General features: G+C 72.3%; 17 protein-coding genes. 11 read left to right on the top strand and 6 right to left on the bottom strand.

The window, feature by feature from the left end; translation table 11 throughout:
• Window positions 1-43 precede the first annotated feature (43 nt).
• From ACIBH1_RS27105 to ACIBH1_RS27095, 3 genes are read left to right on the top strand one after another with little or no spacing between them, the layout of a single operon-like run.
• On the top strand, window positions 44-349 hold the full coding sequence (locus tag ACIBH1_RS27105) for an ArsR/SmtB family transcription factor (RefSeq protein WP_397316724.1): 306 nt from the start codon (window positions 44-46) through the stop codon (window positions 347-349).
• Window positions 349-2,754 (top strand): ATP-dependent helicase HrpB, encoded by a 2,406-nt coding sequence (gene hrpB / locus ACIBH1_RS27100; protein ID WP_397316723.1) that lies wholly within the window; start codon window positions 349-351, stop codon window positions 2,752-2,754. Before ACIBH1_RS27105 ends, hrpB begins: the two co-directional genes overlap by 1 nt.
• Window positions 2,729-3,361 (top strand): hypothetical protein, encoded by a 633-nt coding sequence (locus ACIBH1_RS27095; RefSeq protein ID WP_397316722.1) that lies wholly within the window; start codon window positions 2,729-2,731, stop codon window positions 3,359-3,361. The genes hrpB and ACIBH1_RS27095 overlap by 26 nt, the downstream gene beginning before the upstream one ends.
• Here ACIBH1_RS27095 and ACIBH1_RS27090 read toward each other — a convergent pair.
• Window positions 3,351-4,535 (bottom strand): pyridoxal-phosphate dependent enzyme, encoded by a 1,185-nt coding sequence (locus ACIBH1_RS27090; protein WP_397316721.1) that lies wholly within the window; start codon window positions 4,533-4,535, stop codon window positions 3,351-3,353. The genes ACIBH1_RS27095 and ACIBH1_RS27090 overlap by 11 nt on opposite strands.
• 44 nt (window positions 4,536-4,579) lie before the next feature.
• On the opposite strand from ACIBH1_RS27090, the gene ACIBH1_RS27085 reads away from it, so the two are divergent.
• From ACIBH1_RS27085 to ACIBH1_RS27055, 7 genes are read left to right on the top strand one after another with little or no spacing between them, the layout of a single operon-like run.
• Window positions 4,580-5,428, top strand: coding sequence for an SPFH domain-containing protein (locus ACIBH1_RS27085; protein ID WP_397316720.1), 849 nt, complete (start codon window positions 4,580-4,582; stop codon window positions 5,426-5,428).
• Window positions 5,421-5,579, top strand: a complete 159-nt coding sequence (locus ACIBH1_RS27080; protein WP_181616173.1) for a hypothetical protein — start codon at window positions 5,421-5,423, stop codon at window positions 5,577-5,579. Before ACIBH1_RS27085 ends, ACIBH1_RS27080 begins: the two co-directional genes overlap by 8 nt.
• A gap of 32 nt (window positions 5,580-5,611) precedes the next feature.
• Window positions 5,612-7,066, top strand: coding sequence for an amidase (locus ACIBH1_RS27075; RefSeq protein ID WP_397316719.1), 1,455 nt, complete (start codon window positions 5,612-5,614; stop codon window positions 7,064-7,066).
• Between the two features lie 59 nt (window positions 7,067-7,125).
• Window positions 7,126-9,108, top strand: a complete 1,983-nt coding sequence (locus ACIBH1_RS27070) for a protein kinase (RefSeq protein WP_397316718.1) — start codon at window positions 7,126-7,128, stop codon at window positions 9,106-9,108.
• Window positions 9,109-9,134: 26 nt separating this feature from the next.
• On the top strand, window positions 9,135-11,345 hold the full coding sequence (locus tag ACIBH1_RS27065; protein ID WP_397316717.1) for a protein kinase: 2,211 nt from the start codon (window positions 9,135-9,137) through the stop codon (window positions 11,343-11,345).
• Between the two features lie 43 nt (window positions 11,346-11,388).
• Window positions 11,389-13,305, top strand: a complete 1,917-nt coding sequence (locus tag ACIBH1_RS27060; protein WP_397316716.1) for a protein kinase — start codon at window positions 11,389-11,391, stop codon at window positions 13,303-13,305.
• Window positions 13,305-15,140, top strand: coding sequence for a protein kinase (locus ACIBH1_RS27055; protein ID WP_397316715.1), 1,836 nt, complete (start codon window positions 13,305-13,307; stop codon window positions 15,138-15,140). The genes ACIBH1_RS27060 and ACIBH1_RS27055 overlap by 1 nt, the downstream gene beginning before the upstream one ends.
• A gap of 32 nt (window positions 15,141-15,172) precedes the next feature.
• Here the strand turns inward: ACIBH1_RS27055 and ACIBH1_RS27050 are convergent, their stop codons facing one another.
• Genes ACIBH1_RS27050 through ACIBH1_RS27030 form a run of 5 tightly spaced genes read right to left on the bottom strand, consistent with a single transcriptional unit; the run spans window position 15,173 to window position 19,553 of the window.
• Window positions 15,173-16,012: an aldehyde dehydrogenase family protein gene (locus tag ACIBH1_RS27050; RefSeq protein ID WP_397316714.1), complete on the bottom strand. Its 840-nt coding sequence runs from the start codon at window positions 16,010-16,012 to the stop codon at window positions 15,173-15,175.
• Complete coding sequence (locus ACIBH1_RS27045; RefSeq protein WP_397316713.1) at window positions 16,009-16,182, bottom strand: hypothetical protein; 174 nt, start codon at window positions 16,180-16,182, stop codon at window positions 16,009-16,011. The genes ACIBH1_RS27050 and ACIBH1_RS27045 overlap by 4 nt, the downstream gene beginning before the upstream one ends.
• A complete protein-coding gene (locus ACIBH1_RS27040) occupies window positions 16,175-17,599 on the bottom strand; it encodes an aldehyde dehydrogenase family protein (RefSeq protein WP_397316712.1) in 1,425 nt (474 codons plus the stop codon). Before ACIBH1_RS27040 ends, ACIBH1_RS27045 begins: the two co-directional genes overlap by 8 nt.
• Window positions 17,599-18,540: a deoxyribose-phosphate aldolase gene (gene deoC, locus ACIBH1_RS27035; RefSeq protein WP_397316711.1), complete on the bottom strand. Its 942-nt coding sequence runs from the start codon at window positions 18,538-18,540 to the stop codon at window positions 17,599-17,601. The genes ACIBH1_RS27040 and deoC overlap by 1 nt, the downstream gene beginning before the upstream one ends.
• Before the next feature lie 35 nt (window positions 18,541-18,575).
• Window positions 18,576-19,553, bottom strand: a complete 978-nt coding sequence (locus ACIBH1_RS27030; RefSeq protein WP_397316710.1) for a hypothetical protein — start codon at window positions 19,551-19,553, stop codon at window positions 18,576-18,578.
• Window positions 19,554-19,682: 129 nt separating this feature from the next.
• Here ACIBH1_RS27030 and ACIBH1_RS27025 point away from each other — a divergent pair, with 129 nt between their 5' ends.
• Entirely contained in the window at window positions 19,683-19,832 is a 150-nt protein-coding gene (locus ACIBH1_RS27025; RefSeq protein ID WP_181616162.1) for a hypothetical protein, read from the top strand.
• The last annotated feature ends 207 nt before the right edge of the window (window positions 19,833-20,039 follow it).

Raw genomic sequence — 20,039 nt, 5'->3', positions numbered from 1 at the left:
TTGGATGGTTGTCAAACCTTCCAACTGACCTATGCTGGATCCCATGCGCTCGCCACAGCACCCGGCCACCGAGGACATCCAGCTCACCGAGGTGCTCCGGGCCCTGTCCGATCCGGTGCGGCTGGAGATCCTCGGCCGACTGGCGCGCGACGGCCACCTCTACTGCTTCGAGCTGGGCGCGGAGATGGACCTGCACAAGTCGACGCTGTCGCACCACTACCGCATCCTGCGCGAGGCGGGCGTGACGCACACCAGCCAGGAGGGCCGGCGCAAGCGCCTCACGCTGCGCCGCGACGACCTCGACGCGCGCTTCCCCGGGCTGCTCGACTCGATCCTGGCCGCCGTCTGATGCTTCCCGTCCCCGACCTGCTGCGGGCACTCGACGAGCACGGCAGCGCCGTGCTGACCGCGCCGCCCGGCACCGGCAAGACCACGGTAGTCCCGCTCGCGCTGGCCGCCGAAGGCCTGCGCGTGCTGGTCGCCGAGCCGCGCCGCCTGGCCGTACGGGCCGCCGCGCGCCGGATGGGCGTCAGCTACACCATCCGCGGCGAGCGGGTGACGGGCGCCAACCCGATGGTCGAGGTGGTCACCACCGGCGTGCTGCTCCAGCGGCTGCAGCGCAACCCCGAGCTCCCCGGCGTCGACGTCGTGATGCTCGACGAGTGCCACGAACGCCACCTCGACGCCGACACCGCGCTGGCGTTCCTGCTCGACGTGCGCGAGACGCTCCGCCCCGACCTGCGGCTCATCGCCACCTCCGCGACCGCCGACGTCGAGCCGTGGTCCAGGCTGCTCGGCGACGCGCCCGTCGTCATCGGCACCGGGTCCGCGCACCCCGTCGAGGTCGTCTGGGCGCCGCCCGCCCGGCCCGTCGCTCCCCCGCACGGCCTGCGCGTCGACCCCGCCCTGCTGTCCCACGTGGCCGCGGTCGTACGGCAGGCGCTCGACGCGTCCGGAGGCGACGTGTTGTGCTTCCTGCCCGGCGTGGGCGAGATCAGGAGGGTCGCGGCGCAACTCGGCGACCTGGCCTGCGACGTGCTCCAGGTCCACGGGCAGGCGCCCGCCTCCGTGCAGGACGCGGTCCTGTCGCCGGGCTCCGCGCGCCGGGTCGTGCTGGCCACCTCGGTCGCCGAGTCCTCGCTCACCGTGCCGGGCGTCAGGGTCGTCGTCGACTCGGGCCTGGCCCGCGAGCCGCGCACCGACCACGCGCGCGGACTGGGCTCGCTCACGACCGTGCGCGTCTCCCGCGCCGCCGCCACCCAGCGGGCCGGGCGCGCGGGGCGCGAGGCTCCCGGCACGGTGTACCGGTGCTGGAGCGAGGCCGAGCACGCCCGCCTGGCCGAGCATCCGCGTCCCGAGATCGTCCTGGCCGACCTGACCGCCTTCGCGCTCCAGGCCGCCTGCTGGGGCGGCTCGGAGCTGGCCCTGCTCGACCCGCCGCCCGCCGCCGCCATGGCGGCCGCGCAGGCGGTGCTGCGCGAGCTCGGCGCGCTGGAGGAGCGCGTCACCGGCCTGGGGCGGCGCATGGCGCTCATGGGCGTTCACCCGCGGCTGGCCAGGGCGCTGCTGGAGCTGGGGGCGCCGGCCGCCGAGGTGGTGGCGCTGCTGTCGGAGCAACTGCCCAGGGAGGCGGGCGACGACCTGGTCGAGGTCTGGCGCGCGGCACGGCGGGGCGGCGACGGCTTCAGCGCGCGATGGCGCCAGGAGGTCAGGCGCCTCAGGCAGGCGGCTGACCCGCGCCCCGGGCGTGCGGCCGTCGCGGACGACACGCGTCAAAAGCGCGCTCCCGTCACGGACGACACGCATCTCAAGCGCGCGCCCGTGTCCGACGACACGCTTGCCGGGCGGGCCGTCGCGCTGGCCTTCCCCGAGCGGGTCGCCAGGAAGCGCGGCTCCGGCTACCTGATGGCCAACGGCACCCGCGCCGAGCTGGCGGCGGGCTCCCGCCTCGACACCGCCGAGTGGCTGGCCATCGCGGTGGCCGACCGCCAGACCGGCCAGGCCTGCGCCCGCATCAGGCAGGCCGTGGTGATCGACGAGGAGACCGCGGCGCTGGCCGTACCACCGACGACCGGCCAGGAGGTCGCCTGGCGCGACGGCGACGTGGTGGCGCGGAGCGTCACCCGGCTGGGCGCGATCGAGCTGTCGTCACGCCCGCTGGAGGGCGCCGACGTGCGCGAGGCGCTCCTGGAGGGCCTGCGCTCCGACGGCGTGCTGGTCTGGAGCCGCGAGGCGCTGGCGCTCAGGGACCGGCTGGCCTTCTGCCACCGGCGCCTGGGCGAGCCGTGGCACCCCATGGACGACCTGGCCGGCCTGGCCGACCTGTGGCTGGAGCCCGAGCTGTCACGCGCCAGGAGGCGCAAGGACCTCGAACGCATCGACGTGGCCCAGGCCCTGCGCAGGCTCGTCCCGTGGAGCGAGCGGCTGGAGGAGCGGGCGCCCGAGCGCATCGAGGTGCCCAGCGGGTCGAAGATCAGGATCGACTACTCGGGCGAGCGGCCGGTGCTGGCGGTCAAGCTGCAGGAGCTGTTCGGCTGGGACGACGCGCCGCGCATCTGCGGCGTGCCGCTGGTGATCCACCTGCTCTCACCGGCGGGGAGGCCCGCCGCCATCACGGCCGACTTGGCGACGTTCTGGCGGGAGGGATACCGTGCGGTCCGCGCCGAGCTGCGGGGGCGCTATCCGAAGCACCCGTGGCCGGAGGATCCCCTGGAAGCGGTGGCGAGTCGTGGAACCAAGCGCGGCGGCGCGTAACAACGCGGAGTGGTGCGACCTGGTGTGCCGCACCCATGGCCGGCCCGGCCGGTTCGGCGAGCGGGCGTGGACCAACCCGCGCCGCACGCCCGTCTACTACCCCGACGCGGTCACCCTCTCCCCGAACGCGACCCCTGACGACGTGCTGGCCGCCATCGACACGGGCGCCGGAGCCTCGGTCAAGGACAGCTTCGCCACGCTGGACCTGAGCGCCCACGGCTTCCACGTGTTGTTCGAGGCCAAGTGGATCGCCCGGCCGCCGGCCCCCGCACCCGCGGCGGACGGCTGGGAGGTGACCACCGACGTGCGGGAATGGAGCAGGTCCTACCCCGACGGCCTGTTCCTGCCCGAGCTGCTGGAGGAGGCGACCCTGGTCTGGCACCGCGACACGGCCTGCGGCGCGGCGCTCAACCGGACCGGCGACGTCGTGGGCCTGTCCAACGTCCACGGCGACCCCGACGCCGCCTTCCGCGGCTCGGTCGCGATGGCGGCCGAGCTCTTCCCCGGCCTCCCCGTCGTCGGCTACGAGGCGGGCCAGGACCTGGAGGCGGCGACGTCGGCGGGCTTCCTGCCCATCGGGCCGCTGCGGGTGTGGCTCAAGGATTGATCAGGCGCTCCACGCTCTCCCAGGTCGCCTCGGCCGTGGCGGGCACCCGCTCGCCCACGCCCTTGTCCTTGAGCCCGGTGGAGGTGGAGACGCACACCACGGGACCGTCGAAGCTCTGCCCGAGCTGACGGAAGCCCGCGACCGCGGCGGCTCCCGACATCTCCGCCCACATGCCGCGCGCGGCCATCCAGCGCTGCGCCTCGGCCATCTCCTCGTCGCTCAGGGTCAGCGCCTGGCCGCCGCTGCCGCGCAGGGCCACGACGCCCCGGTAGCCGCTGACGGAGGCGCCGATGGAGTAGGCGTCCGAGCTGCGGTAGTCGACCTTCGCCGTGTCCTGTCCCGAGCGGAAGGCGACGGCCAGCGGACCGCTGGTGGCGGGCTCGCAGGAGTAGAGCCGGGGCACCTCGGCGATGACGCCCAGGTCCCGCAGCTCGGCGAAGCCCTTCCAGACGCCGTAGATGAGCTCGGCGTATCCGGTCGGCACGAAGACCGCGGCAGGGGCCTGGCCCAGCTGGCCGTACAGCTCGTAGGAGATCGTCTTGTAGCCCTCGGGGCCGAAGCCGTGTCCGGTGTGGGTGACGGTCAGGTTGCTGACCGGGTGGTAGCCGAGGCGCTCGACGATCTGCCTCATCAGCGGCCAGCGTCCGGCGGCCGGGACCGACAGCACGTGCGCGCCGTACGCCCTCAGGAAGTCCTGGACGACCGGGGGCGACTCCGCCGAGCCCAGCACGATCGCGGGCAGTCCGGCGCGGGCGGCGTAGGCCGCCGCCGAGGCTCCGTGGTTGCCGGAGGAGGCCACGACGACACCCGGCGCGCCCGCGCCGATCGCCGCGCTCACCGTGACCCGGTTCAGCCGGTCCTTGTGCGACCAGGTCGGGTTGCGTGACTCGTCCTTCACGAACAGGCCGTCGAGCTCCACGAGCGGGGTGCCGCCCTCGCCGAGGGTGGGCGCGTGCAGCGGCGGGAGCAAGGGGGCCCAGCGGGCGATGTCGGGCAACGGCGGCTGCTCGAACAGCTCGGGCGGGACGCCCGCGTAGTCGTAGTCGACCTCGACCGGGTAGGCCACCTCGGCCGTGCTGGTCTCGGGGCAGCCCGCGGTCAGCGGCGGCCAGAGGGGGAGGCGGATCGCGGGATCGCCGAGTGAACGCTGTCCGGTTGCCAAGGATCTCGTCATATGAGCTATCTTAGTGATATCACTTCGATAGCAAGGAGCCGGGCATGGAACGACGCGTCTTCAGGGTGAACGGTTTTCTCGTCCTGCTGATCCTGCTGGCACTCGGCGCGGCCGCCTTCTTCGCCGGCGGGGGCGACGAGACCAGGCTGCTCGTGTTCGGCGGCGTGTGGCTGGTGGTGTTCCTCTTCACCATGACCGGCTTCACCGTGGTCAACCCCAACCAGGCCAAGGTGGTGCAGTTCCTCGGCCGTTACATCGGCACCGTCTCGTCGGCGGGCTTCCAGTGGGTGCCGCCGCTGACCAGCAAGCGGCAGGTCACGCTGCGGGTGCGCAACTTCGAGACCGCCAAGCTCAAGGTCAACGACGCGGTGGGCAACCCGGTGGAGATCGCCGCGGTCATCGTCTACAAGGTGACCGACACCGCCAAGGCCGTCTTCTCCGTCGACGACTACGAGGAGTACGTGGCCATCCAGTCGGAGGCCGCCGTGCGCCACCTGGCCACCACGCACCCCTACGACTCGCACGAGCCCGACGTCACCAGCCTGCGCGACGGCGCCGAGGTGGCCGGCGAGCTCACCACCGAGCTGCGCGACCGCACCGACCTGGCCGGGGTCGAGGTCCTGGAGGCCCGCATCACCCACCTCGCCTACGCGCCCGAGATCGCCCAGGCCATGCTGGTGCGCCAGCAGGCCGCCCAGGTCGTCGCCGCCCGCACCCGCATCGTCGAGGGCGCCGTCGGCATGGTCCAGCTCGCGCTCGACCGGCTGGCCGCCGAGGGCGTCGTCGACCTCGACGAGGAGCGCAAGGCGCAGATGGTCTCCAACCTGCTGGTCGTCCTGTGCGGCGACCGGGCGACGCAGCCGGTGGTCAACGCCGGCAGTCTGTATGCCTGAGCGCAAGCGGCTCCTGCTCCGGCTGGATCCGGAGGTCTACGACGCCGTCGCCAAGTGGGCCGCCGACGACCTGCGCAGCATCAACGCGCAGATCGAGTTCGCGCTCCGGCTGGCGTTGAAGCAAGCGGGGCGGGAGCCGCGCAAGGACTAGCATGCCGCCTGATATGCCAGTTAAATCGGGACATGTCATGGGCCGGTCGATCAGCCGTTGAGATAGCGGAGGCGGTACGGCAGGGCGAGGTGTCCGCCGTCACCGTGGTGGAGCAGCACCTGGAGGTCATCGCCAAGCGCGACCAGGCCGTCGGGGCCTTCCGGGTGCTGCGCGAGCAGGCGCTCGACGAGGCGCGTGCCGTACAGGACCGCCGCGACCGCGAAGACCTCCCCCTGGCCGGCGTGCCGGTCGCGATCAAGGACAACCTCGAGGTCGCGGGCGTGGCCACCCGCAACGGCTCGCGCGCCACCTCCCAGGAGCCCGCGAACGCCGACCACCCCGCGGTCGCCCGGCTCAAGGCCGCGGGCGCGATCGTCGTGGGCGTCACCAACGTGCCCGAGCTGTGCCTGGTGGGCTTCGGCGACAGCGTGTTCGGCACCGTGCGCAACCCCTGGAACCTCACCCGTACGGCAGGCGGCTCCTCCAGCGGCGGCGCGGCGGCGGTGGCCGCGGGCATGGTGCCCATCGCCCTCGGCAACGACGGCATGGGCTCCCTGCGCATCCCCGCGGCCTGCTGCGGCGTGCTGGCCATCAAGCCGGGCACAGGGCTGGTCCCGCCACCCGCGCACGACTGGCGCGGCCTGTCGGAGAACGGGCCGATGGCCACCTCCGTCGCCGACCTGTCGCTGGCGCTGTCGGTGCTGGCCGCCGATCCCGGCCTGGCCGAATGCTGGCGCGCCGGCGCCCGCACCGACCCGTCGCCGCGCCTGCTGCGCTCGGTGTGGGACGACTCCGACGACTACGCCGTGCGCGCGCCCGGCGAAGCTCGCCACAGCAGCCCAGAGCCGTTCGACCTGCGCCTGGGCGTCGCCCCCCAGCCGCTGCCGGTGGGACTGAACGTCGACAAGGAGTTCCAGGGCGCGGTCCGCGCCGCCGCCGACGCCCTGCGCAACGCCGGGCACACCTCGCTCGACCACACCCGCCGCCTGCCCGCCTGGCTCGGACCCGCGACGATCGCCACCTGGCTGACCTGCGCCGCGGAGGACGCCGACGAGCTGGACCTGGGCAGGCTCGAACCGCGCACCCGGGGTCTGGCGCGGGCCGGGCGGCTGTTCAAGCGCCTCGGGCTCGACGGCGCCAGGAGCAGGGCACGCTGGACCGACTCCGGCGCCGAGGTCTGGTTCGACGGCTCCGACGTGATGGTCGCGCCCACCCTGGCCATGCTGCCGCCGAAGGCCGACCGCTGGGGGCGCCGCGGCCTGCTGCGCAACCTGCTGGTCAACGTGCGCTACGCCCCGGTGACCGGGCCGTGGAACATGTCGGGCTGGCCCGCGATCACCGTGCCGTTCGCGACCCACTCCAGCGGCATGCCGCTGGGCATCCAGCTCGTCGCGCCGCCCGGCGGCGAACCCCATCTGCTGGGGCTCGCGGCCCAGCTGGAGACGGCCCGGCCGTGGCCGAGACACGCGCCCGGCTACTCGTCGTGACGTCAGGTGAGTCCGAGACAGGCGTGTCGGCATTGATCTGATGTGGCACGATTTCCCCCGTGACTGGGGGACAACTGGGGCCGGTGATTCCGGGCTACCAGCTCATCGAGGCAGTCGGGCAGGGCGGCTTCGCCGTCGTCTACCGGGCCCTGCACGAGCGGGTCGGGCGCGTCGTCGCCGTGAAGGTGCTCTCGGTCACCGACCTCGACGAGCGGGCCGTGCGCAACTTCCGGCGCGAGCTCGAGGTGACCAGCCGGCTCAGCGACCACCCCAACATCGTCGCCGCCCTCGACACCGGCACCACCGCCGACGGCCGGCCCTACATCGTCATGGACTTCTACGAGGCCGGCAGCCTGTACGGCAGGCTGCGCACCTCGGGAGCGCTCCCAGTCCCCGACGTGCTCCGCATCGGCGTCAAGGTCGCGGCGGCCCTCGCCGCCGTGCACGAGGCCGGCGTCTTCCACGGCGACATCAAGCCGCAGAACATCCTCATGTCCAAGTACGGCGAGCCGGCGCTGGCCGACTTCGGCGTCGCCCGCATGCTCGACGTCGGGCAGCTGTCGTCCAACACGCTCACCCTCACCCCGCACCACGCCGCGCCCGAGGTGCTCAACGGGTCGCCGCAGACCGTGTCGTCCGACGTGTACGCGCTCGGGTCGACGCTGTACCAGCTGCTGTCCGGGCGGCCCGCGTTCTACGAGCCGGGGGACGTGGGAGTGGCGCCGTTGCTGCTGCGGGTGCTGCGGCAGCCGATGCCCCCCATGGAGCGGCCCGACGTGCCGGTGGCGCTTCGGGCGCTGGTGGAGCGGGCGATGGCCAAGCAGGCCGGCGAGCGGCCGGTGGACGCCTGGGCGTTCGCGGGAGAGCTGCAGGAGGTGCAGCGAGGGCTCGGGCTGCCCGTGACCGAACCCGCCACCGTCACCCGGGCGACTCCGCCGCCGGCCCACCATGCCGCGCCCTCCCCGCCCACCGCGCCTTCCCCTGCCGGTGCGTCGCCGTCACCGGATGCCGCCGGTGGGCGCAGGTCTCGGCGGTGGGTCGTCGCAGCTGTGGCGACCGCCGTCACCGTGGTGGGCGCGGCCGTGGCCGTCAGCCTCTCCACCAGCGGCTCCACCCCCGCCACCGCCGCCGACGGCGCCACCCAGTCCCCGCCCTCCGCTCCCGCCGAGACCCCCACCGGGGCCGCGGGCACCCCCACGTCCAGCGCGTCGCCGCCGCCCACCAGGAAGGCGTCGGCCCTGGCCAAGGTCACCCTGACGGCCGACACCACCAGCCCCGCCGCGCCCGGCCAGTCGTTCCAGCTCAAGCTGACCGGCCGCCTCTCGAACGGGCACCCGGCCAACCTCACCCGCGCCGCCGTCGAGTACCACAGCGCCAACCCGCAGGTCGCCACGGTGAGCCCCGACGGCCAGGTCACCGTGCTCGCCAAGGGCAGGGTCCGCATCACCGCGAAGGTGACCATGAACGGCACCTCGCGCGTCGCCGCCCTCCCGCTCGACGTGGGCGGTACGGCGACGCCGACCCCCAGCGCCTCCCGGCAGGCCGCGCCGAAGACGGTGAAGGTGCCCGCGTCGCTCACCAACATGGTCCGCGGCGGCGCCTACTCGGGCGACGCCTTCCCGTCCTGCGCGACCTGCAAGGTGAAGTACGGCAACCCGGCCTACTACCGCGAGACCTACTTCCGCTTCGACCTCGGTTCCGTCAGGGTCAAGCCCGCCCAGGTCCGCTCGATCGTGCTCCACGCGTGGATGCACGTCGACGACCACGGCGACGTGGAGGGCAACGCGATCGCCTACGCCATGGGCAACAACTGGACCTCCCGCGTCACCATGGACAACCGCCCGCAGGTGGGCAACCGGCTCGCGAACTTCCCGCCGGTCGGCGACACGGGCACCTGGGTCGAGCTCGACCTCACCGGCTACTTCGCCTCGAAGCTCGGCGGCCAGGCCAGCATCGCCCTGGCCGAGGAGAAGGGCGTGGGGCTGGCCGTCGGCGGACTGTCCTCCGGTTTCAAGCCGTACCTGGAGATCTCTACCCGTTAGATCCGCATATGGCACGATTTACCCCCGTGACGTTGGAGATCCCTGGGTACCAGCTCCTCGAGCCGGTCGGCGAGGGCGGCTTCGCGGTCGTCTACCGCGCCCAGCACGAGCGCCTAGGGCGCACGGTCGCGGTCAAGGTCCTCACCGTGAGCAGGATCGACGAACGCGTGCTGCGCGGATTCCGCCGCGAACTGGAGGTGACCAGCCGGCTCAGCGACCACCCCAACGTGGTCGCGGCACTCGACACCGGCGTCACTGCAGACGGCAAGCCGTACATCGTCATGGACTTCTACGAGGGCGGCAGCCTCTACGACCGGCTCCAGTCGGGCGGGCCGCTCCCCCTGCATGAGGCGCTCCGGATCGGCGTCAAGATCGGCGGCGCCCTGGCCGCCGTCCACCACGTCGGCGTCTTCCACGGCGACGTCAAGCCGCAGAACATCCTGCTCTCCAGGTACGGCGAGCCCGCGCTGGCCGACTTCGGCGTCGCACGCATGCTCGACGTCGGGCAGCTGTCGTCGCACACACTGACGCTCACGCCGTACCACGCGGCTCCCGAGGTGCTCAACGGCTCGCCGCAGACCGTGTCGTCGGACGTGTACGCGCTCGGGTCGACGCTGTACCAGCTGCTGTCGGGCCGGCCCGCGCACTTCGAACCGGGGGACACCGGGGTGGCGCCGCTGCTGCTGCGCGTGCTCCAGCGGCCGGTGCCGCCGTTGTCGCGCCAGGACGTGCCGGAGGCGCTGCGGCGGCTCATCGAACGGGCGATGGCCAAGTCGCCGGAGGAGCGGCCCCGGGACGCGCTGGCGTTCGCGATGGAGGTTCAGGGGGTGCAGCAGGCGCTGGGGATGCCGGTGAGCGAGCTGCCGTCGCACATGGGGATCACGCCGCATGTGTCGGGGCCGCACCCGGCGCCTCCGACTTCGGGGCCGCACTCGGCGCTGCCGTCTTCGGGGGCCGTGCCGTCGGGGCCGGTACCGGGGTTCTCCGCCGCACCCCCATCGTTCGGCGCCCCGCTGCCCGCCACACCCGGTCAGCCGACGCCGCTCCCGCACCCCGCGCCTGCCGCCCCGCCCCTGCACCCCGCGCCTGAGCCCCCGCAGCTCGGCCAAGCCGCCCCGCCGCACCCCACACCGCATGCCCCGCCGTACCCCACGCCGCACGTCCCGCCGCACGCCCCACCGCACCCCACGCCGCACGTCCCACCCGTCGCGTCCGGTGGCGTGGGGCGCACCAGGCCGGCCGAGCCCGTGGGGCGGCGAAGGTGGCTCGCCGTCGCGGGTGCCGGTGCCGCCGTGGTCGCCGTCGCCGTGGCCGCGACCGTCTTCCTGACCACCCGCGAGCCCGATCCCCCGACCCAGGCCCTGACCGCCGCCACCACACCCCCGCCCGCGCACGCCACCCCCACCCCGTCCCCCACCGCGACCTCCTCCCCCCGCCGCCCCAAGGCCACGCTGAAGACCGTCTCCCTGTCTCCCGGAGCCCACGCCCTCACCCCCGGCCAGACGATCCAGCTCGCCCCGAAGGCGGTGCTGTCCGACGGCCGCCGGGCGGACCTCTCGAAGGCCGAGGTCACGTACGAGAGCTCCGCCCCCGAGGTGGCCACGGTCGGCCCCGAGGGCCTGGTCACCGCCGTCAAGCCGGGCACCGCGGAACTGACCGCCCGGGTGACCGCGGGCGGCCGCACCCGCAAGGCGACCACCACCGTGAGCGTGGCGCCCGCCGCCGGAAAGCCTTCGACGATCACGGTACGGGCGTCGTCGTCCGCCGACGTCCGCGGCGGGACCTACGCCAACGCGATGTTCCCCGCCTGCTCCCAGTGCGAGGTCAAGGGCTCGTCCAACCCCAGCTACACCCGGGAGACCTACCTCGGCTTCGATCTGGGCGGCATCAAGGCCAAGCCGGCCGACATCGCCTCGGTGAAGTTGCGCGTGTTCGCCTACGTCGAGGACGACCGCAGCAAGACCCAGGAGGTCTTCCAGGTCCACACCGCGGGCAACGCGTGGAAGGCGCTGGACGTCACCTGGAACTCGCGGCCGGCGGTGGGCGGGCGGCTCGCGACGCTGACCGTGTCCGACGTGGGCCGCTGGTACACGGTCGACGTCACGCAGTACGCGAAGTCCAGGCTGGGCGGCCGGCTGAGCGTGGCCTTCGCGGACGCGGACCAGAGCGACGGCCGCATCGTGGTCCGGGCGGTGGGCGAGGCCACCAACGCCCAGTTGAAGATCACCAAGCGCTGACCCAAAAAAGCGAATCGATATCGGTATATGTCATCCTCCAGGCGTGACTGGGGGAGATCTTGGCGACCGCATACCCGGATACCGGCTGATCGAGCCGGTAGGCCAGGGCGGGTTCGCGATCGTCTACCGCGCCCTCAACGAGCGGCTCGGCCGTACGGTCGCGGTCAAGATCCTCTCGGTGGCCGGCATCGACGAGCGGGCGCTGCGCAACTTCCGGCGTGAGCTGGAGGTCACCAGCCGCCTCAGCGACCACCCGAACATCGTCACCGCCCTCGACACCGGCACCACCGCCGCCGGCCGGCCGTTCATCGCCATGGACTTCTACGAGGGCGGCAGCCTCTACGACCGCCTGCGCGCCGCCGGGGGCCTGCCGGTGCAGGAGACGCTGCACCTCGGGATCAAGGTGGCCGGCGCGCTGGCCGCCGTGCACGAGACGGGCGTCTTCCACGGCGACGTCAAGCCGCAGAACATCCTGCTCTCCAGGTACGGCGAGCCGGCGCTGGCCGACTTCGGCGTGGCCAGGATGCTCGACGTCGGGCAGCTCTCCTCCAACACGCTCAACCTGACGCCGCACCACGCCGCGCCCGAGGTGCTCCACGGCTCGCCGCAGAGCGTCGCCTCCGACGTCTACGCGCTCGGCTCGACGCTCTACCAGCTGCTCTCCGGGCGCCCCGCTTTCTACGACCCCGCCGACGCGGGCGTCACCCCGCTGCTGCTGCGTGTGATCAGCCAGCCGCTCCCGCCCCTCCAGCGTCCCGACGTGCCCGCCGGGCTGCGGCAGCTCATCGAACGCGCCATGGCCAAGGACCCGGCCGCCCGGCACCGTGACGCCACCACGCTCGCCAGGGAGCTGCAGGAGTTCCAGCGAGCTTCCGGCCAGCCGGTCACGAGCCTGCCCGCCCTGCTCCAGGCGCCCCAGCCGCTCCCCCAGCAGCCGGTGCCGCCGCAAGCCCCGACCCGAGCGACCTCCAGGAAGCGGACCTGGCCGATCGTCACCGCGTCGGTCGCCGCCGCCGCGATCGCGGTCGCCGCCGCGGTGATCCTCACCCGCGACGATCCTGCCACGGGACGACGTCCTGTCGCCGCGGAGTCGCCCGGCATGCCGACCCAGCCCGTGGCGGGCACGAGCGAGCCCACCGCGAGCCCTGCGGCCCGCAAGGCGCGCAAGCCCGTGCTGGAGACCGTCTCCCTCACCCCCGCGGTCCACACCCTGCGGCCGAAGCAGACGGTGCGGCTGTCCCCCGAGGGCACCACCACCGCCGACCGGCCCGCTGACCTGGCCAAGGCCACGGTCGTCTACGAGAGCTCGGCGCCCGCCGTCGCGTCGGTGGACGCCAGTGGCCTGGTCACCGCGCTCAAGGCGGGTACGGCTCAGCTGACCGTCCGGGTCACCGCCGGCGACCGCACCCACACCGCGACCACCACCGTGCGGGTCGCGGTCCCGGAGAAGCGGATCAAGACGATCAAGGTCCCGGTCACGGCCTCCGCCGATGTGCGCAGCGGCAGCTACGCCAACGCGATGTTCCCCACCTGCTCGGTCTGCGAGGTGAAGGGCGCGGGCAAGGGTTTCTGGGTCCGCGAGTCCTACTTCGGCTTCGACCTGGGCTCAGTTAAGGCCAAGCCCGCCGAGATCACCTCGGTCACCCTGCACGTGTTCGTCGTCACGGCCGACGGCAACGGCTCCGACGCCGACCTGGACGTCCACGTCCTGGGCGATGCCTGGAAGGCCATGGACGTCACCTGGAACTCCAAGCCCGCGCTCGGTGCGCAGCTCGGCACGTTGCACGTCGACCGCACGGGGCGCTGGCATACGCTGAACATCACCTCCTACGCCAGGTCCGAGCTCGGCGGCCGGCTCAGCCTGGGCTTCGCCGACGACCGCACCGACGGCCTGCGCACCCACCTCAGCGGCGTCGGCAGCGGCAAGTCGGCCGCCTACCTGGAGATCAGGACCTCGTGATGGCGGGCGAGAGCGTTCCCGGCTACCAGCTGATCGAGCCCGTGGGCCAGGGCGGCTTCGCCGTCGTCTACCGGGCGGTCAACGAACGCCTGGGCCGCGAGGTCGCGGTCAAGGTCCTCTCGGTGACCAACGTCGACGAGCGGGCGCTGCGCAACTTCCGACGCGAGCTCGAGGTGACCGCCAAGCTGAGCCACCATCCGAACGTCGTCGCCGCCCTCGACACGGGCCTGACCGCGCTCGGCCGGCCGTACATCGCGATGGACCTCTACGAGGGCGGCAGCCTGGCCGACCGGTTGCGGGCCCACGGCGGGCTGCCGGTGCAGGAGGTGCTGCGGGCCGGAGTGAAGATCGCCGGGGCGCTGGCGGCCGTGCACGAGACAGGGGTCTGCCACGGCGACGTCAAGCCGCAGAACATCCTGCTGTCCAGGTACGGCGAGCCCGCGCTGGCCGACTTCGGCGTCGCCAGGATGCTCGACGTCGGGCAACTGTCGTCCAACACGCTGAGCTTCACCCCGCATCACGCCGCGCCGGAGGTGCTCAACGGCCGGCCGCAGAGCGTGGCCTCCGACGTCTACGCGCTCGGGTCGACGCTCTACCAGCTGCTCTCCGGGCGCCCCGCCTTCCATGACCCAGGAGATGCCGGAGTCGCCCCGCTGGTGCTGCGCGTGATCAACCAGCCCTTGCCGCCGCTGGGGCGCTCCGACGTGCCCGCCCCGCTCCGCAAGCTCCTGGAGAGGGCCATGGCGAAGGCTCCCGCGGACCGGCCCCGCGACGCCCGGTCCATGGCGGTGGAACTCCAGGGGCTGCAGCGCGCGCTCGGGGTCCCTGTCACCGAGCTGCCGGAACTGCTCGGGGCGCCCGAGACCACGGTGCCCCACGAACCCCCGAAGCCCCGGCGTCCATGGAGGATCGCCGCCGCCGCGGCCACCGTCGCGGCGGTGGCCGTCGCCACCACCGTCGTGCTGCTCGACGGCTCTCCCGAGAGCGGCGGGCAGCAGGTGCGCGCCGAGCAGCCCATCGTCCCCACCCAGCCCGCCGGGAAGACGGTCGAACCGGAGCGGACCACGCGGCCCTCTCCCCGCAGGACGAAGAAGGCCACGGTCCAGCCGGTCTCGCTCGCCCCGTCGATCCACCGGCTCGCTCCGGGCAAGACCGTGCAGCTCGCGCCCAAGGGCGCCGGGCAGGCCGCGCTCGTCTACGAGAGCTCCGATCCCGCCGTCGCCACCGTCGACGCGAGCGGCCTGGTGACCGCCGTCAAGCCGGGCACCGCCGTCCTGACCGTCCGCGTGAGCGTCGCGGGCAAGGAGCAGACGGCCACCACGGCGGTCCGCGTCACAGCCCCGGCCAGGAAGACGATCAAGGTGACGGCGTCCGCGGCGGCCGACGTCCAGGCGGGGACGTACGCGAACGTCATGTACCCCACGTGCGCCGAGTGCGGGATCAAGAGCCACAAGCAGACCAGCCTCAACCGCGAGACCTACCTGGGCTTCGACCTGGGCGCGGTCAAGGGCGAGGTCGTCTCGGTCACGCTGCACGTGCACGCGCGGGTCGCCGACGACTCGGGCGACGGCGCGGAGAACGTCCACGTGCACGCCGTCGGCGACGCCTGGAAGGCCCTGGACGTGACCTGGAACTCGCGGCCGGCGCTCGGCGCCAGGCTCGGGACGCTGGACGTCGTGAAGTCGCCGCGATGGCTGACGCTCGACATCACGAAGTACGCCAGGGGCAAGCTCGGCGGCCGGATGAGCCTGGGCTTCGCCGACGACGACTATCCCAAGGGGCTGAGGGTCTACGTCGGCGGCAAGACCGCCTACCTGACGGTCACGACCCGCTGAAGGCCGGGAGCACCCGGCCTTCAGCGGGAGCGTCAGATCCCGACCGGGTGCCAGACCGTCTTGGTCTCCAGGAAGCGAGTCATGCGCTCCAGGCCGGGCTCGGCCGTCCAGTCTTGCGCCGCGGGCCTGATGACGCGCTTCAGGTTCTCGGCGGCGTCCTGCTCGGCCTTGAGCGCGAGCTCGGGGTCGTCGACGCCGGTCAGGTCGAGGCCGTTGACGTCCATGTGCGCGGCCAGGCCGGGCACGAGCTCCTTCTGGAAGCCGGTGAGCAGGTTGACCACGCCGCCGGGCAGGTCGGAGGTGGCCAGCACCTCGCCGAACGTGATGGCCGCCATCGGCGAGGAGCACACGACCACGCACGTGTTGCCGGTGACGATCACCGGGGCGATCACGGAGATCAGCCCCAGGAACGGGTCGGCGGGCGCGACGACGGCGACGACGCCGCTGGGCTCGGGAGTCGACAGGTTGAAGTACGGCCCGGCGACGGGGTTGGCGGTGCCGTGCACGGAAGCGATCTTGTCGGACCACCCGGCGTACCAGACCAGCCGGTCGACGGCGGCGTCGACCTGCTCGGCCGCCGCCTTCTTGCCGCCGCCGATCTCCTCGGCGAACTGCGCCCTGCGCCCCTCGAGCATCTCGGCGACGCGGTAGAGGATCTGGCCGCGGTTGTACGGCGTGGCGCCCGACCAGCCGGGGAAGGCCTTGCGGGCGGCGGAGACGGCGTCGCGCGCGTCCTTGCGCGAGGCACGCGCGGCGTTGGCGACGAACTCGCCCTTGGAGGAGGCCACCACGTAGGACCTTCCGCTCTCGGACCGGGGGAAGGCCCCGCCGATGTACAGCTTGTAAGTCTTGCGGACGGACAACCGGGTCATCGTGGCTCCTGGATCGGCCGTACCGGCACGAAGATCTGACCGCAGCGGCTCACACCGCAGCGGTGGGCGAACGAGCCGGTGCGGACCGGGCGGCCGGCGCGGGCGTAGGCCTTGCCCCGCGTGGCCAGCGACCGGCGGCCACGGCGCTTGGACAGCCGATGATCACACATCAAGGTAGGCCTCCAGTCCCCGCAGCCCGCCTTCTCTCCCGTAGCCGGACTCCTTGTAGCCGCCGAAGGGCGAGGTGGGGTCGAACTTGTTGAAGGTGTTGGCCCACACGACTCCGGCGCGGAGCCGGTCGGCCATCCACAGGATGCGCGAACCCTTCTCGGTCCAGACGCCGGCGGACAGGCCGTAGGGGGTGTTGTTGGCCTTCTCGACGGCCTCGGCGGGGGTGCGGAAGGTCAGCACGGACAGGACCGGGCCGAAGATCTCTTCGCGGGCGATCCTGTGCGACTGCGCGACCTCGGTGAAGAGCGTCGGGGCGAACCAGAAGCCCTTGGCGGGCAGCTCGCACGCGGGCGACCAGCGGGCGGCGCCCTCGGCCTCGCCCGCGTCGGACAGCTCGCGGATCTTGGCGAGCTGCTCGGCGGAGTTGATCGCGCCGATGTCGGTGTTCTTGTCGAGGGGGTCGCCGACGCGCAGGGTCGAGACGCGGCGCTTGAGGGATTCGAGCACGACGTCGTAGACCGACTCCTGGACCAGCAGGCGCGAGCCCGCGCAGCAGACGTGGCCCTGGTTGAAGAAGATGCCGTTGACGATGCCCTCGACGGCCTGGTCGACGGCGGCGTCGTCGAAGACGATGTTGGCGGCCTTGCCGCCCAGCTCCAGGGTCAGCTTCTTGTCGGTGCCAGCGACGGTGCGGGCGATGATGCGCCCGACCTCGGTGGATCCGGTGAAGGCCACCTTGTTGACGTCGGGGTGGGCGACCACGGCGGCGCCGGTCTGGCCCGCGCCGGTGACGATGTTGACCACGCCGGGCGGCAGGTCGGCCTGCTGGCAGATCTCGGCGAAGGCCAGGGCCGTCAGCGGGGTGGTCTCGGCGGGCTTGAGCACCACCGTGTTGCCGCAGGCGAGCGCCGGGGCGATCTTCCAGGCCAGCATGAGCAGCGGGAAGTTCCACGGGATGACCTGACCGGCCACGCCCAGCGGCCGGGCGTCGCCGTAGCCGGCGTACTTGAGCTTGTCGGCCCAGCCGGCGTAGTAGAAGAAGTGCGCGGCGACGAGCGGCAGGTCGACGTCGCGCGACTCGCGGATGGGCTTGCCGTTGTCGATCGACTCCAGGACGGCCAGCTCGCGGGCGCGCTCCTGGATGAGGCGGGCGATGCGGAACAGGTACTTGGCCCGCTCGCTGCCGGGCAGCTGGCTCCACACGCCGAAGGCCTTGCGCGCCGACTGCACGGCGCGGTCGACGTCGTCGGAGGTGGCGTTGGCGATCTCCGCGAGCTTCTCTTCCGTGGCCGGGTTGACGGTCTTGAACGGCTTGCCGGAACCCTCGACGAACTCGCCGTTGACGAACAGGCCGTAGGACGACTTGATGTCGACGACGTCGCGCGATTCCGGCGCAGGTGCGTATTCGAACATCATCAGTCCAAGGTGAAGTAGTCGGGACCGGCGTAGCGGCCGGTGGTGAGCTTCTGGCGCTGCATCAGCAGGTCGTTCAGAAGCGTGGAGGCGCCGAGGCGGAACCAGTCGGGGGACAGCCAGTCGTCGCCGACGGTCTCGTTGACCAGGACCAGCATCTTGATGGCGTCCTTGGTGGTGCGGATGCCGCCCGCGGGCTTCACGCCGATCTGGGTGCCGGTGGCCGCGCGGAAGTCGCGGACGGCCTCCAGCATGATCAGCGTGACCGGCAGGGTGGCGGCGGGCTGCACCTTGCCCGTGGAGGTCTTGATGAAGTCGCCGCCGGCCATCATCGCCAGCCAGGACGCCCGCCGTACGTTGTCGTAGGTCGCGAGCTCGCCGGTCTCGAGGATGACCTTGAGGTGGGCCTCGCCGCAGGCGGCCTTCACCGCGACGATCTCCTCGTAGACCTTGAGGTAGTCGCCGGACAGGAACGCTCCGCGGTCGATGACCATGTCGATCTCGTCGGCTCCGGCCGCGACCGCCAGGGCGGTGTCGCTCACCTTGACCTCGAGCGAGGAGCGCCCGCTCGGGAAGGCGGTGGAGACCGAGGCGACCTTGACCCCTGAGCCCTTGAGCGTCTCGACGGCCACGTGGACGAGGTCGGGGTAGACGCAGACCGCTGCCACCCTGGGTGCGCCCTCTCCGGGGTGCATCGCCTTGGTCGACATCGCCCGGACCTTGCCGGGGGTGTCGGCGCCCTCCAGGGTGGTCAGGTCGACCATGGAGATGGCCAGGTCGATCGCCTTGGCCTTGGCGGTGGTCTTGATGGAGCGCGTGCCGAGCATGGCCGCGCGCTGGTCCGCGCCCACCCGGTCGACGCCGGGCAGGCCGTGCAGGAATGCTCGCAACGCCGCATTGGAGGATGCGACGCCGGCGAGCGAAGTAGTCACAGTTGACACCATCACAGCATCGCCGACGGAACGTGATGATTCCAAACTCACTTGTAGCTGAGAATCACCTGTTCGCCACGGGCGTCGACGGTCGCCCACATCATCGTGGTGCCCGGGACGTTGGCCAGACCGGTGATTTCCGCCTCGGGCAGGTCCAACGGCACCTCCTGCCACTTGCTCGACGCGGTGTAGTGCGTCATGGAATCGGGACCTTGCTGTTTCCTGGCGGCCAGCCACAGACCGCCCGCGCCGTCGGGCGCGGCCCGCCGGAAGCCGGTCCCCGCGGGCCGGTAGGACGAACGTTTCCACGACACGCCGTCCCAGTGGAGCACCAGCCCCTCCTTGGAGGAGACGAGGGAGCCCACCGCCCAGACGTCGTCGGGCCCGAGCGCCACGATGTCGTGCAGTTCCGCGTACGGCAGGCGCGGCAGTGACACGCGCCGCCATTCCCGCCCCGACCAGCGCAGGATCGACGCCGACGGCCCGCCTTCGTAGCTGCTGAGCGCCCACAGCTCGCTCCTGGAGGCGGCGGCGAAGTCGGTGATCGGCATCGGCGCCCGCCGGCTGGTCCAGCTCTTGCCCGTCCAGTGCCACACCATGTCCTCCATGCCATGGTCGCCGAACCTGAGCCCGGCGGCCCAGCACTCGCCCTTCCTGGGCACCAGGGCGGCGGTGGCGTGGGCGCCGGACTCACGGATCGGCAGGGCCGTCCACGTCCTGCCGTTCCAGCGCCAGACCTCGACCTGTTCGACGCTCTCGTTGAAGCGCCAGATCTCGCCGGGGCCATGGGCGCGCACCAGGTAGGGCACCGCCGTACCGCCCGCGTTGTGCCAGGCGCGGCCGTCCCACCGCAGCAGGGGCTTGCCCGTGCGCACCACCCAGGCGTCGTCCGCGCGGCTGGCGCCCACGTCCTGGTAGCCGCCTAGGACATCGCTCCTGGCTGTCCTGACCACCCCCCATTCAGCCTCTTGACCTGCGGCGGGAGTGTTCTGGCTGAGCAACGCCAGGATCAGAAGAAGCTTCACGGAGCACCATCGTGGCCTGCCTTAGGCGCTCATGAGGCGTGTCCTAGGTAGTCCTAGGCCCACGGTTAGGCAAGAGATAAGGCATCCGTCCGATGCCTGCCCATGGGCCTTAGGAGGAGAGTTATAGCCATGAACGCAGAACTCGAATACCAGCTCATCAAGTCCCACGCCTCCGAGCTCCAGCGCGAGGCCGCCCGCCACCGCCGGGTACGCGAGGCCGAGAAGTCCAGCCGGTCCGAGCGCCGCTCGGTCTTCGGCAAGCGCCGCCACGAGTCATGACCGCCCCACAAGTGCCCGGCCGCATCCTCCCTCGCGGCCGGGCCCTGGAACCACCGTGACGATTTGACCCGATTGTGATTGATCGACTCTCAGCTTCCTTGCGGGCGGTTGGCCCGCAGCTTCCTTGAGAGACAGCAGACGTTTTGACACCCGCGGCCGTGGAGAGACCCTCCGCGGCCCTCGCATATCCACGGAAAAAGCAATAGA

Origin of the sequence: Nonomuraea sp. NPDC050663, from assembly GCF_044456985.1 — a bacterium.
Taxonomy (GTDB): domain Bacteria; phylum Actinomycetota; class Actinomycetes; order Streptosporangiales; family Streptosporangiaceae; genus Nonomuraea.
This window is presented reverse-complemented; position numbering and strand designations above follow the sequence as displayed.

Bases quoted from the DNA above. Each gene is read 5' to 3' on its own strand.
- deoC (WP_397316711.1), bottom strand. From the start codon at position 18,540: ATGGTGTCAACTGTGACTACTTCGCTCGCCGGCGTCGCATCCTCCAAT.
- ACIBH1_RS27075 (WP_397316719.1), top strand. From the start codon at position 5,612: ATGTCATGGGCCGGTCGATCAGCCGTTGAGATAGCGGAGGCGGTACGG.
- ACIBH1_RS27090 (WP_397316721.1), bottom strand. From the start codon at position 4,535: ATGACGAGATCCTTGGCAACCGGACAGCGTTCACTCGGCGATCCCGCG.
- ACIBH1_RS27045 (WP_397316713.1), bottom strand. From the start codon at position 16,182: ATGTGTGATCATCGGCTGTCCAAGCGCCGTGGCCGCCGGTCGCTGGCC.
- ACIBH1_RS27105 (WP_397316724.1), top strand. From the start codon at position 44: ATGCGCTCGCCACAGCACCCGGCCACCGAGGACATCCAGCTCACCGAG.
- ACIBH1_RS27080 (WP_181616173.1), top strand. From the start codon at position 5,421: ATGCCTGAGCGCAAGCGGCTCCTGCTCCGGCTGGATCCGGAGGTCTAC.
- ACIBH1_RS27085 (WP_397316720.1), top strand. From the start codon at position 4,580: ATGGAACGACGCGTCTTCAGGGTGAACGGTTTTCTCGTCCTGCTGATC.
- hrpB (WP_397316723.1), top strand. From the start codon at position 349: ATGCTTCCCGTCCCCGACCTGCTGCGGGCACTCGACGAGCACGGCAGC.
- ACIBH1_RS27040 (WP_397316712.1), bottom strand. From the start codon at position 17,599: ATGATGTTCGAATACGCACCTGCGCCGGAATCGCGCGACGTCGTCGAC.
- ACIBH1_RS27025 (WP_181616162.1), top strand. From the start codon at position 19,683: ATGAACGCAGAACTCGAATACCAGCTCATCAAGTCCCACGCCTCCGAG.
- ACIBH1_RS27050 (WP_397316714.1), bottom strand. From the start codon at position 16,012: ATGACCCGGTTGTCCGTCCGCAAGACTTACAAGCTGTACATCGGCGGG.
- ACIBH1_RS27055 (WP_397316715.1), top strand. From the start codon at position 13,305: ATGGCGGGCGAGAGCGTTCCCGGCTACCAGCTGATCGAGCCCGTGGGC.